Here is a 14,230-nt window from a genome sequence, read left to right as displayed (position 1 = left end):
CCGATTAGTTTGAAAATCAAAGCTTCAAACTAACCGGTCGGGGAAATCCCATAGCTCATCTGTCAAACTTTAAAGTACTCAGATTAAATGTATTCCAGATAGAAATGGATTCTTCAGTTAGGTACACAAAGTACAAATCACCGTAATAATCTGTTTCCTGAATCACAAAAGAAAAATCAAACCAACCTTCATTTGGATCTGAAACAGCTCGGGAATCATCGGTTAGTATCCCCGATTCGGCAATAAGCTCTCCATCAGGAGCCCCTGCCCTCACCTGAATTTTCCCTTTGGTATTTCCGGGTAGAATGGACAGCGTGATTTTATTGATTTGGTTGAGATCAATAGCTTTCAGCAAAAGCCAAGATCCGGAAGTAGTGAATTGCACAAAGTATTCATCTTCAGGATTGGCTCTGGCTGCACCTTCAAGGTTATCTGCGCTGTAAGCAGGGACAGTCGTATTCCGCAGTTTCAATTGAGCGGTAGTGTTAATCGCGGGAATTCCATTTGCTCCCTGATCCTCGTAAGAAGCCTGCACCACATAAATTCCCTCCGGCTCTTCAGTGTTTTCAATCTGATATCTCCCGGAAGCGGGCAAACCAGATGCGACAGTCGGATTGGCAATACCCAGCACAAAATCAATCATCTGACCTATGCTCTTTTCATCCAAATGGGTATGCCCCGGCATAAGCTGCTCACCCCACACTCCGGCCCCTCCATTTCTGACTTTATCGATCAAGTATGTTCTGGCTTTCGGGTCATTTTTGTATTTCTCAGACACAGAAGTATAATCCGGTCCTACGGATTCATTGCTGATCCCATGACAGGCTTTGCAGCCCGCCTCATTGATGTAAGTCTCCCCGATGCTCAACACCTCTTCCTGATGTCCCATCTCTATCAGATCATATCCACCTTCCAGGTAATCGATGGTTAGTTTTATCTGTGAAGGATCGATCTCCCCATCTTCCTTATCAGTTGCTGAGACAGCATAATTGATTGTTTCCTTATCGAAATAGAAACTCCTGTTTCCCTGCCAGTCAATAGAAACTTTCGGTGCCTCATTGCCTACTTTTACTTCCAAAAAAGAAGTTGAACTCTTACCCTTTAAATCTGTTGCCGTCAATTTTACTTTGTAAACTCCGGGAGCATCAAAGGTATAGCTTGGATTTTCATCTGTGGAAGTTGCTCCGTTTTCTCCGAACTCCCATAGAAAACGAACTTGATCATCGGTATCCGGATCCTTTATTCCTTCGGAAGAAAAACTCACCCTTAACGGGGCAGCGCCGACCATGTTGTCAGCAGAGATTTTCACCTTCGGCTTTCTGTTTCCTTCAGAGAAAATTATCCTGTACAACCCCGAATCATCGTTATTTGCTCGCCAAAAAGTACCATATTCCAGCACATACAGCGACCCGTCTTTAGCGAACTGCATATCCATAGGCTTCTCAAAATGAGTTTCCGGCATAAATCTCTCCATGGTATCGTACTCAAAGTTCTCCGTCAGACTAACGGTGAAAATCCAGTTTCTCATCCAATCATAGATAAACAGCTTCTCATTATAATAGCCCGGAAATCTAACATAGGAATTCTCATACTCTTCACGATAATACACCTGACCCGCCATGGCATTTCGGCCGCCTTGACCCAGCATGGGAAAATCTTCTGACTCCGCATAGGGGTAATAGATCAAAGCAGGCTTTGCTTCGGGCAAAATCTCCAGACCTGTATTGTTTGGAGAGGTATTCTTGGGAGCTTGTGGATCAAACTGAAACAAGCTTTCACCTGTAGCAAAATCATACTTCCAGTAAGCGAAATTATTCCCCACGAAGTATGGCCAACCATAATATCCGGGACCTGTGGCTACGTTGATTTCATCGTAGCCCTTAGGCCCTCGGCCTTCCTTATCCTCCGAAGCATCAGGGCCTACTTCCCCCCAATACAAATTGCCGTTATGACTATCTATGGAAAATCTAAACGGATTACGGTTCCCTTTCACATAGATTTCCGGGCGGGTGTTGGGCGTACCAGCAGGGAATAAATTTCCTTCAGGTATAGAATATCCTCCTTCCGGATTAGGCTTGATCCGAAGAATCGCACCACGCAGATCATTGGTATTGCCTGAACTCCTCTGCGCATCCACATTTTTAGGCTGATCCTGCCGCTCATCTATTGGAGTGAAATTACTTGATTCAAATGGCGTAGAATCATCTCCTATTCCCAAGTACAGATTCCCCTGAGCATCGAATTCCAACCCTCCCCCCGAGTGGCAACATCCCCGATAAATATCCACATCCAGAATAATCACCTCAGAGTCCAAATCAAGCTTATCGTCAACAAAGTCAAATCTCGAAATCCTATTCAAGGCTGCTTCCGAGGCGGGAGCATAGTAGAGGTACAACCAGTTATTTGTAGCGAAATCAGGATCCTTTGCCATTCCCATTAAACCATCCTCCCGCTCAGGGAACACCTCCAACGCTCCTACCACTAGCGTATTTCCTGATTCAGCCTGATAAAGTTTGAGTTTTCCATGCCGCTCGATGATCAATACATCTCCGTTATCCAGCACCTCGATTTCCATGGGTTCATTGAAGTTTCCTGCCAAGGGGATTTTTGTAAATCTCGATTCCTCCGGTTTTTCGGTTGCAAAGGGGTCTTCTTGCTTTTTGTCACAACTCCAAAAAATCAAATTGCAGACTGCCAACAGAAGCAGATACTTTCTCATACGGTTTACTAAGGTTTAACCCGCATCATGCATTAGCATTTCTATTGCGACCAATAATTGCTTCAAAATCAGTCACTGCGTTGCAGTTTTCGACTTCACCATAGCGGTGCTATGCCTCAGTCTCCAAACAGCCTGATTTTATTGCAATTAATGGTCTCTTAACGAAACCTAATGCAAAATCCGGGTTTAATAAGACCGTTAAGGTAAAGAAATCTGAAAATCTAAGTGCCTGATTATGATCAATGGCAACACATCCAATCAAAAGGTGTCAGTCATGGGGAAATAGATCACCGTATCGCATGGAAATTATCCAAAATTCAGCCGATAATAAGATAGATAGTTTATTAAGAAACAGGTCTTATTTAAATGCATCTATCCAAATCAAATTTTTCTAAGTTCCTCTGTAGCATATCATTGTTCGGCTTCGTCTCAAGAATATATTCATTTATATCACTAAACTTCAGGTATATGAAATCCATCTCTACGTCTAATTGCCTACTTTTCTTGCTGTCTGTATTGGTATTTTCTTCCTGCCACGATGAAATCACCACCTCATACACCTACCACACCATGATACCCGTTTATCTGGAAATGAGTGATGTAAGGGCAAGGATCATCAACACTGAAGCCGCCAAGCCCTTGGACAATCCGGGCAAAATTTACATCTATGAAGATTATCTTTTCATCAATGAGCCCACCAAAGGAATCCACATCCTCAATAACTCCAATCCCGCAAATCCGGTCAACCTAAGCTTCATACCCATAGAAGGCAATGTGGATATGGCAGTAAACGGCAGCATACTTTACGCCGATAATTATGTGGACTTACTGGCATTTGACATCAGCACTATCGATGACATCAGGCTGGTAAAACGGGTTGAAGATGTTTTTACTCAAATGTACCACCACGAAACGGGGCAGGTTATTACATTTCGAGATACCGTGATTACTACCGAAAACCCCGGCTGGGAAACGGGAGGGTGGATGATGGATAACAGAATAAGCTTTTCCGCAAATTTTTCTGCCGCATCCCAAAGCTATGGAATAGGAGGCTCTATGGCTAGATTCACCCTTTCAAACCTCCACTTGTATGCGGTAGATGAATCTACCTTACGGGTGTTTGACGTGGAGAGTCCCTCTGATCCTATTTTCGTCAAACCAATTGACCTAGGCTGGGGAATTGAAACCATTTTCCCTTTTGAGGACAAGCTATTCATAGGTTCCAACACCGGGATGCATATATACGATGCCAGCACTCCGAATTCCCCTACCCGCATGGCGGTATATGAGCATGTTCAGGCATGCGACCCTGTAGTGGTGAATGCTGATTATGCTTTTGTGACACTGAGAAATGGCAACACTTGCCGGAATGGTGTAAATGAACTTCAAGTCATCGACATCAAAGACCTCTACCAACCCAAACTCAGAAAATCCTACCCTATGCTGAACCCCCATGGATTGGGACTGGCCGGAGACTTCCTATACATCGCAGAAGGAACTCACGGCCTGAAAAGCTTCAATGTCAGCGATGTAATGTCCATCGACCAAAACCAGCTTGAGTTTTTGACCAACCAAAAATCAGTTGATCTAATCCCCGGTCCCAAATCTCTGATTGTAATCGGCCCTGACGGTGTTTGCCAATTTGACTACAGTACTCCCTCTCAACTTAAAAAACTCAGCTGTATCCAAGTCAGCAATCCGGTTAACTTATATTGATAAGCTGATGTCAAACGCAACAAAACTCCTATTAATTGGCTTGTTACTAGTCAGTATCGAAGGTTTTGCTCAGAAGAAAATGTATTTCGGACAGACCGAAATAGGATTTCTGTATGGTAAAAGAGCCGGGCAATGGGACGGAAATCACGAGAAACGATTTGATGTCAGTTTTATGACTTTTCATGGGGCACAAGTAGCCAAAAATAATGTGATCGGGTTTTCCGTCGGACTTGATCAATACGATGACGTTTCCATCATCCCCATCGCCTTGGGGTGGAGAGGTTTTCTGGGGAAAGATGGTAAACCCAAGATTTTTGGGGGATTCGATCTGGGGGGAGGAACAGCATTATTGGAGAAAAAAGTAAGTGACGAAGGGAGCAAAAGCTGGTATGAAGGTGGATTCTTAGTCAGCCCATCAGTGGGTTTGAACTTTCCTGCCAAGAATGGGAAAACTGCTCTTTCATTCAGCTTTGCCTACAAAAGGCAGGAAGTATCGCAATTCTATGGGGTTTTATCTGCCTCCGGCACCCAGAGTGTTACCAATGATCGTCTTCCGCCGGGATACAGTTCTCTGACAGAAAATCACTTCTTATATCGAAGTTTTGTATTCCGCTTGGGACTGATGTATTAGCTATATGATTACCCTTAAAGGAACCCGTTTCCCGCACTTCTATAGTTAAGATGCAAGGAGCCGGATGACCGAAGCCCGATGTGACAATGTATGATCTCCCACCCCTCACCAGAAGTTTACACTGGAGTAATTTACCTCCCACAAATTTCCTTATAAGGACAATAACCGCATTTCTTCAAATCGTCCGTCTGGTTAAAAGGGATTTCAGGATTGTAAATATCCTCCAGCAGCACTTTCAACCCAGTGCTGTATTCCCCTTCAAACTGCCTGTAGTCATTTACTTCAAATCCCTCTTTTCTGGGCAATTTCTGCTGCAGGTAAGGGTTAAAATCATCTCCAAACATTTCCCTGAGATTAAAAATCGCAGGTTTAAGAGGCAATGTATTCCCCGGATTAGTGGCCTGGTAGATTAAGCCATAAAACATCGTCTGCATCGCAGCTTTGTTTCGGCTTTTATTCTCTCTGTCAAAAAGCGATGTTACATCGGGAAAGGTTTTGTTGTCCTGCCCAGACTTATAATCTATCAGTCTCACCGAGCCATTGTGTTCATCCACACGGTCTATGATGCCTTTTAGAGAAACCAGCCGTTCTCCGTTTGATGTAGTGATCTTTAAACCCGCTTTGTACACTTTCTCCTTCTCAAGAGAGATCAATGTAAAAGGAGCTGAGGCCTCATCGATTTTTAAAATTTGATGCAAATATTTCTGAAGCACATCCCGGGCAATTGCCATCTGACCATTCAGCTTGGTATCTGCTTCGTCCTCCAAATGATAAAAATTCCGAATTGCTTTTTCAATAGCCGGAAATACCCACATTTTCCCCAATTCCCCGAAATCTGACTTTTCCAGCAAAGTTCTATTCTTTCGCTTCGCAAAATCCTGATACAAAATCTCCATGCTCAGGTGGGCGAGATTCCCAAAAACCGCCGCATCTATTTCCTCACTTACCTCCTCCTTTTCCCGGATATTTGCCAGGTACTGAAGGTAAAACTTCAACCTACAATCCAGAAATACACTCAGTGCAGAAGGTGAAAAGGAAGTTTGTGATATACCATTCTCATCGATCAGGTACTTATCAAGCAGGCGAATCACTTCAGCGTCTTTTTCTATCGTAATCGCTTCCGGAGATTTTTGGTCAATTGGAATATAAACCACCTCTTCATCCATAGTTCTTCCCAGCTCTACGGACATTTGCTGAATGTATCGGCTCTTTTCCCCGGCCTTTCCCTGATCAGAAGCCGTCGTATAGATCATATGTACTTCCTCCGCACTATGCAATAACCTATAAAATGTGTAGGCATAAATCGAGTCATTCTGCTCCTGCACAGGCAATCCAAACGCTTTACGTATGTTGAACGGAATCATGGAATTCAGCCCTGCGGAAGGCGGAAAACTATCCTCATTCATATTGCAGATGATCACCCGCTTAAAATCAAGATTTCGGGATTCCAGCACCCCCATGATTTGCAAACCTTGGAGCGGCTCGCCCTCAAAAGGTAATTTGACCTCACGGAAAACCTGACGAAATAGCCGGATAAAAAACTCTCTGTTGATGGTGAGAATATCCTGACCGGCAAAAATCTCCCGTAATCGTGTCAACTGCTTGAAACATTGATAAAGATAGGAACACTGCAGAGGCTCGTCCGCCAACCGCTCAGCCAGAGCTTCCATCAGATTGGCCAAGTAACTGAAAAGTGAATCGTTTTCAAGCTTCTGGAAAATCAACTGATATAAGGATCCTCCCATATGAAGTTTTTCCGCAGCAACATGAATCTGGTTCAACAACTGCATTTCTTCCATCAACTTCTCCGAAAAGCCCGGATTCGCACTTTTCAGGTATATCGAGCTCAGCAGGTTTTTTACAGCCGTATGATAGAAAAGCAACTTTCCATCCTCTTCTTTGATATATCGCTGCATTTCCAACACTGCTTCCAAAAAGGAATAAACAGGCGCATTTTTCACAGGGTAACCCATGGTCACATTTACCTTATCCACTTGCTCCGGCAGCGTGTGCAGGACAGGAAAAAGCATTTGCTCATCCGGCAAGATCACCACTGTCTCTTCCCAAGACTCACCGGCCGGGATTTTTTCCAAAATCGAACCAACTAGATTTGCCTGATTGGTCTTTAGTGGAGTGGCGTAGGTTTTAATGATTGCCTTACGCTCATCTATCTGAGTGGGAATCTGCTCAGGAAAAGTTGGCCCGAAAATCTTGTCTTTCTGATAATCACGGAAAAACATGCCTGCTTCCTGTACCTTATCTTCCAAATAATACGCATCTACATCCCAATAAATCTTGGCATCAAATGCGGTGAGGTAATGTTTGATCAACGCTTCTTCCGTGCCTGTAAACGCATTGAAACCTATAAAATGATGTACTTTTTCAGGACGGGGAATAGCATGCAGCGATTCTGCTACTTTTCTGTAGAGCATCCCGGAATAAGCCAAACCGGATATCGCTAAAGACCCTTGAAAACTTGTATAAAGTGGACTTAGCAATTGCCAGAACTTCAAAAATTTCTCCTGATGATCTCTATCCTGACGGATAAATGAAGACCAAAATTGCTTGATCAACGCAACTTGACTTTCGTTCAAAAAACTTAAATCCGACTCCAGCTCCTTGATCTCAGACAAGTGATGGTAGAGTTTATTTGCATTTGCCATAAACTGATCCACATCATTGAAATCTTTGAGGATCATCTCACCCCAGAAATAAAACCGGTCAAAAGTCTCGGCTTCAGGATTCAGCTCCTGATACACGCGATACAGCTCAAAGATTAAAGTCAGATCATCTGCGGGCCTATTTCCAGCCAATTCATAAAAGATCTCCTCAATCGTTTTCACTTCCGGCATCCAAGTAGGTTCGCTGATCAAACTTCCAAGATGCTGGGTAAAGAACAATCCCGCACGCCTATTCGGCAACACCACGGTGAGCTTTTGAAGATCCGCCCCGCTTTCGAGGATTTCTTTGGCGGTATTTCTTAAGAAACTATGCATAGACCTCCTCGATTAATCCCGTTTCCAAATAACATAAATAACCTTTGGTCGGCTTTTGTGATAGTCTAGATACCAGTTCCATGTATTCTCTTACCTGACTGGCGTATCGACTCTGTGCTTCGCCTGTTTTAAAATCCACGATCAATGCTTCGCTTTCATTCAGAATAATCCTATCCGGCCTCTTCTGCTTTCCCCCTGGAAGAAGAATGCCTTGCTCGGCCAACAGAATTCCCGCGGTATCAAACCATGAAGCAAAAAGCGGATCGGTAAACAGGTGCTCCAATTGCCCCTCCACCAACTGCTTTTCTTCCTCATTCAATCTCCCTTCAAAATAGAAGGTCTGCAAATTCTGCAATGCCGCATTTTTGTCTGCTGACAATTCCAGAATCTCGTGCACGATCAGACCAAACTTCTGCTTTTTCCGCTGCTCCATTCCTTCCAATGAAAAATCGACAGCATACTTCTTCAGTGTCAGTACTTCCGACCAGTTTTTGTAAGCCCAGCGCAGTTCAGGAGACTTTTTGATTTCCATGACTTTTAGCTGACTTTCAGGCCAATCTCCAAATTCAAATATTTTTGACTCTTGGTCATAACATGAAATCAAACTCATATCAGATTCTGAAGATTGAGGAGTTTGGACCAACTGCTGAAGCTGGACTTCCATAGAATTCTGTGATCCGATTTTCTCTTTGTAAGGTAAAAATCCAAAAAAAACATCTTCAGCCCTTGTAAGTGCTACATACAGCATATTCAGGCTATCCAAATAAGCCATCGTAGCTTCCTCTGCATAAGTTTCCCTAAAGTCAGAATCCGCCAAATCCCCATTTAGCGTAAGTGGAATAATAGCAGCAAGCCCCTTTTCCCGATCTTCAAACGGTGACCAAACCACATTTCCTTTGTTGGTATCGAAGATCGTCCATTTCAGAAATGGCATCACGACCACCTTAAATTGCAGACCTTTCGATTTGTGAATCGTCAGAATCCGCATGGCATTATGCCCTTCGGGAATTTTGACTGTACGCTTGGTTTGATTGATCTCCCACCATTCCAGAAAACCACTCAGGTCTGCCCGGTTAGTTGCCGTAAAGTCATAAACTGCTTCCTTGAAACCTGAAATATAGGCTCTCTCCAAGCCGATTTCCATCAGACCAAGTACTTTGATCAATTCCTCCAACGCTTCCATCAGAGGTAATTGGAGCATCAGAATCTCCTTTTCCCTGAAAGCTTTCACTTGCTCCTCAAAGTAAGCAGGCATTCTATCCAGCGCAAAAAGTTCGTGCTCCACAGGTGTATCCATCAGCACAGCCAGGTAATACCACATCGTCTTATACTGAACTTTGTCAGATGGATTGTGTAAGTAATTGAACCCGGCAATCAAGGCCTTCACAGATGCGGCTTTGTTCAGATACATGGATTCGTCAGAAAGCACATCAAAACTATACTGTGAATCGGGATTATCTGCCGCATAACTCATCAGGCAATCCGCTATTGCCTCCCCTTCTGACTTTCTTCTCACCAGAAAAGCGATATCCTCCAGCTCATACCCATGATCCTGTAGCTCCATGACCAAATCGGGTAATTTTGACAAAACCACCTCATCGAAACTCCCTTCCTCATCCTCATTCTTTGGGTCGATAAACTCCAGTTTAACTTTACCCTTGAATACTGACTTCTCCTTCTTCGGGGAAATTTTCTGAAAGGAATCCGAATAAGCTTGCGAAAGGATCTGCGGATTTTCCACACCGTAGCTTTCACTTAAGACCTGCTCCATCGCTGAAGGCAACGCTTTAAAAACAGCATTGTTGAAATTGATGATATTCGGAAGGCTACGAAAATTTGTATCCAGATTTTCCAGTTGGATACGCTCCTTGCCTATTTCATCCTCCACCTGAGAAAGCAATAATTTCATCTCCCCGCCTCGCCAGCGATAGATAGACTGCTTCACATCTCCTACGAGCAGGTTAGTCTGATTTTGCCCAAGTGAGTTTTCGAGAAGAGGTTTGAAGCTGTCCCATTGAAAACCCGAAGTATCCTGAAATTCATCAATCAGGTAGTTTTTATACTGGTTTCCGACTTTTTCATAGATAAAAGGCGTATCGTTTCCCTTGGTGATTTCCTTGAGAAATTCATTGGCATCCGAGATCAGAAGTATGTTTTCCTCATCCTTGACGAGGGTAAGTTCGTCCAGCAAATTTCTAAAAACGCCATAGACGTAACTGTTTTTGGCAATTGCCTGCAGCGTATTCCACTTGGAGGCCAAGGCTGTAATCTGGTGCAAAATTTGGTTTAAGCCTTGGTCGTAAGCAGACATAATTGCATCGATTTGCTTACTTGATTTTGCAAACCAAGTTTCAGGATTATCGATTTTGCTCTTCTGCGAATCCGTCAGAATAGGAATAGGCTGGTTTCTATCACCCAATTTCTCAAACAGTCTTGCAAATGACCTTGAACCTCCGGCGAAATCCGTCCATTCCAGACCATTCGAAATACGGATCAAGTCCGCCTGTTTGCCCAATTCCCCGGAGATGCTGACAATCTCTTGCTTTCGCTCACGGACAAAAGATTGAAGTAAAGTAATATTTTCTTTATTCTTCAGAAACTCCTTGATTTCAGGGGAATATTTTTTGAAATCCTCCTGAAAAATCTGCTGACCAAGACCTCGGATATTGCGTCTTATGTCCCAGGATTTCCCGTTCTGGATTTGCTCATAGGCATAATCCACGAGCCATTTATGAAGAAATTCATCTTCCATCACCAACATCACTACGCGGTCTACCACACGTTCCAATACTGCCAATTGATCCAATTCCACATCAAACTTGGCATTCAGATCAATCTCCCGGGCAAATGCCCGCACCACTTTTTGGAAGAAACTGTCAATCGTGCTCACCGAAAATCTTCCGTAATCATGAAGAATCGCCGTGAGTGTCTGTCGGGCAAGGAGCTTTAGCCCTGCTTCGTCCACACGCAGCGAGCACATCAATTCCCCATCCATCTTGTCACCGGGATTGACTTGGTCCCGCAGTCTTTTCAGTTCTTCCAATATCCTCTCCTTCATCTCCTGGGTGGCTTTATTGGTGAAAGTCACCGCCAAGATTTGCTTGAATGCATGAGGACTCTGCAGAGCGAGCTTGAGGTACTCCAGCGTCAGCGTGTAGGTCTTTCCTGAACCCGCGGAGGATTTGTAGATAATAAAGGGTTTTTGTTCCATCATAGAAAATAGAGCCTCTAAGATAAGGAAGGGCTGGAGAAATTGACTTTGAGCAAAACAGGTTTGACGAGAAATGTCGCTAAATAAAAGATTGCAACTTTTATTGCAATTTTATGCAATCCATTGCATTTAGCGCTGATTTTTCGATCTTTTCATTTTCAAACCCAAAACCTATGTACAGACCTATTTACCTGACAGCCTTACTTTGGCTAAGCATTTCCCTGAGTTCACTGGCCAATGATGGCTATAAACTTTGGCTGGATTATCAGCCCATCAATGAAACAAAATTAAAATCCCAAGTCGAACCATTATTTGCCGGGGTTTACTTTTACGGTGAAAATCCCACATTCGATGCCATCAAAAATGAGCTGAATCTGGCTTCCGGAAAGATGCTTGGAAAAGCTCCTGTTTTCAACAAAGAAAGACTTCAAAAGACTAAACTTTGGATTGGTACCCGGGAGCAACTTTCACAGGTGCTGTCACTGGGCCAACAAGCAGAAATCAAAGCACTCGGAGATGATGGATATTGGCGGGGACCAGTAGAACTGGATGGAAAATCATTCTACGCGATCGTGGGAAATCAACCGGTCGGCGTACTTTACGGAGTCTATAATTGGCTAAATTCCATCCAAAGTAAGACTTTCGATAAGTACATTGAATTCTCTGACAATCCGAAAATTAAACTCAGGATGTTAAACCATTGGGATAACCTCGATAGGACAGTCGAAAGAGGCTATGCAGGCTTCTCGATTTGGGATTGGCACAGACTTCCGGGTTACATTGATCCACGGTACATTGACTATGCCCGGGCAAATGCTTCCATAGGAATCAATGCAGTTTCACTTACAAATGTGAACGCAAATGCACTGATATTGACCACTGATTTCATGAAGAAGGCGAAGGCTCTGGCGGATGTTTTTAGACCTTATGGAATCAAGGTTTTCTTGACTGCCCGCTTCTCAGCTCCTATTCAACTGGACGGTTTGAAAACTGCTGACCCGTTGGATCCTGATGTGATTGATTTCTGGAAAAAGAAGACCGATGAGATCTATTCCTTCATTCCTGATTTCGGTGGATTTCTGGTAAAAGCAAATTCCGAAGGACAACCCGGGCCGCATGAATACGGAAGGAATCATGCAGAAGGGGCAAATATGCTTGCCGATGCTTTGGCACCTCATGGTGGAGTATTAATCTGGAGGGCATTCGTCTATTCCCATGAAGATGATGTGGATCGTCACAAGCAGGCAAATTATGAATTCGAACCACTGGATGGGAAATTCAAAGACAATGTGATCATTCAAATAAAAAATGGCGCTATTGATTTCCAACCTAGGGAGCCTGTTCACCCCCTATATGGAGCCATCAACAAGACAAATGTCGGAATGGAGTTCCAGATCACTCAGGAATACCTGGGGCAAGCTACTCAGCTGGTTTACCTCGCTCCCATGTGGGAGGAAGTGTTAAAAACGAAAACCTTTCGGCCTTCTCCGACTTCTACTGTAGCCAGTATTCTCGAAGGAGAAGAAAGTGGTCAAAAGCTCACACTAATCTCGGGAGTATCCAATATAGGAACAGACCGGAACTGGACCGGACATCTGTTTGGGCAATCCAACTGGTATGCATTTGGACGCCAAGCTTGGGATTCAAGCTTGGAATCTAAGCAAATCGCTGAGGAATGGATTAAATTGACCTTCGGTCAAAAATCAGAGATAGTAGCTAAAATCAGTGATATAATGCTAAAATCGCACGAAGCGGCCGTGAACTATATGACTCCGCTCGGCTTGCATCATATCATGGGCAGAAGCCATCACTACGGCCCCGGGCCTTGGGTGATGGGTGGAAGAGCGGATTGGACTGCACCTTATTACCATCAGGCTGATAGTCTGGGAATTGGCTTTGACAGAACAAGTGCCGGAAGTGGAGCATTGGATCAATATGCCCCTGAAATAGCAAAGGAATGGTCTGATCCGCATCAGATTCCTGAGAAATACCTGCTATGGTTTCATCATGTACCCTGGGACTTTAAGCTTACCGATGGAAATACCCTTTGGGATGGAATAGCTTATCATTATGATCGGGGGGTACAGGAAGTAAGGGAAATGCAGCAGACTTGGGCAAGCTTGGAATCGGAAATAGATGCTGAGGAATTCGACCACGTCCGACAGCTTTTGGAAATCCAGAAGGAAGAAGCGGAATGGTGGAGAAATGCCTGTTTGCTGTATTTTCAAAGTATTTCCAAACTACCTTTCCCTGCTGACATCGAACAGCCTGAAGGTGATTTGGAATATTACAAGAGCCTGATGTTTCCAAATGCGCCGGGGATATAGAATTTTAATGTGAACTTTTCAGTTGTAAAATTTCTTCATCATTCGACGTTCGACATTCATTATTCCAGAAATTGTCAATATTGAATGATGAATAATGAACTTCGAATAATGAAGTTTGCTTTCCTGATTAAACTTCAAATTCATGAATACCTACACCATCCCCGCAGCTGCCCGAATTGGCCATATACATCTGAAGGTTTCAGATCTTCAAAAATCATTGGACTTCTACCAAGGTTTATTGGGTTTTGAATTGATTACCATGTACGGCCAGGATGCCGCCTTTATTTCTGCCGGAGGATATCATCACCACATCGGACTAAACACTTGGCAAAGCAAAGGAGGAAAGCCCGCACCAAAGAATACTGCGGGGCTTTTCCATACAGCAATCCTGTTGCCCACACGAAGGGACTTGGCTGTCTTACTACAGCGTCTGATAGATGCTAACTATCCGCTTACAGGTGCTGCAGACCATGGGGTTTCCGAAGCGTTGTATCTGGATGATCCCGATGAAAATGGAGTTGAATTGTATTGGGACAGACCAAAAGAAGCATGGCCACTAAATCCTGACGGAAGTATTATGATGTACACCAGACAATTGGATATCAATGGATTATTATCAGAAATATAATC

Annotated in this window: 7 protein-coding genes; 4 read left to right on the top strand and 3 right to left on the bottom strand. The window is 43.7% G+C overall.

What is annotated here, in order from left to right; all coding sequences use genetic code 11:
* Positions 1–55: 55 nt before the first annotated feature.
* Positions 56–2,719, bottom strand: a complete 2,664-nt coding sequence (locus J2X69_RS18045; RefSeq protein ID WP_310106484.1) for a PQQ-dependent sugar dehydrogenase — start codon at positions 2,717–2,719, stop codon at positions 56–58.
* A 468-nt stretch (positions 2,720–3,187) separates the two neighbouring features.
* Here J2X69_RS18045 and J2X69_RS18040 point away from each other — a divergent pair, with 468 nt between their 5' ends.
* Together J2X69_RS18040 and J2X69_RS18035 are read left to right on the top strand one after the other, a co-directional pair.
* Complete coding sequence (locus J2X69_RS18040) at positions 3,188–4,435, top strand: hypothetical protein (protein ID WP_310106483.1); 1,248 nt, start codon at positions 3,188–3,190, stop codon at positions 4,433–4,435.
* 7 nt (positions 4,436–4,442) lie between these two features.
* Positions 4,443–5,066 (top strand): hypothetical protein, encoded by a 624-nt coding sequence (locus J2X69_RS18035; RefSeq protein WP_310106482.1) that lies wholly within the window; start codon positions 4,443–4,445, stop codon positions 5,064–5,066.
* Between the two features lie 131 nt (positions 5,067–5,197).
* Here the strand turns inward: J2X69_RS18035 and J2X69_RS18030 are convergent, their stop codons facing one another.
* Positions 5,198–8,062 (bottom strand): PD-(D/E)XK nuclease family protein, encoded by a 2,865-nt coding sequence (locus J2X69_RS18030; protein ID WP_310106480.1) that lies wholly within the window; start codon positions 8,060–8,062, stop codon positions 5,198–5,200.
* Positions 8,055–11,276 carry a UvrD-helicase domain-containing protein gene (locus J2X69_RS18025; RefSeq protein WP_310106478.1) on the bottom strand — a complete coding sequence of 1,074 codons (3,222 nt, stop codon included), beginning with the start codon at positions 11,274–11,276 and terminating at the stop codon, positions 8,055–8,057. The genes J2X69_RS18030 and J2X69_RS18025 overlap by 8 nt, the downstream gene beginning before the upstream one ends.
* Positions 11,277–11,446: 170 nt before the next feature.
* On the opposite strand from J2X69_RS18025, the gene J2X69_RS18020 reads away from it, so the two are divergent.
* Together J2X69_RS18020 and J2X69_RS18015 are read left to right on the top strand one after the other, a co-directional pair.
* Positions 11,447–13,600, top strand: coding sequence for an alpha-glucuronidase family glycosyl hydrolase (locus J2X69_RS18020; RefSeq protein ID WP_310106476.1), 2,154 nt, complete (start codon positions 11,447–11,449; stop codon positions 13,598–13,600).
* Positions 13,601–13,742: 142 nt separating this feature from the next.
* Positions 13,743–14,228 (top strand): VOC family protein, encoded by a 486-nt coding sequence (locus J2X69_RS18015; protein ID WP_310106474.1) that lies wholly within the window; start codon positions 13,743–13,745, stop codon positions 14,226–14,228.
* The last annotated feature ends 2 nt before the right edge of the window (positions 14,229–14,230 follow it).

The sequence above is a fragment of the Algoriphagus sp. 4150 genome (assembly GCF_031457395.1).
Lineage (GTDB): Bacteria > Bacteroidota > Bacteroidia > Cytophagales > Cyclobacteriaceae > Algoriphagus.
Note: the sequence above shows the minus strand (reverse complement) of the source record. Positions and strands in the feature narration are given on the sequence as shown.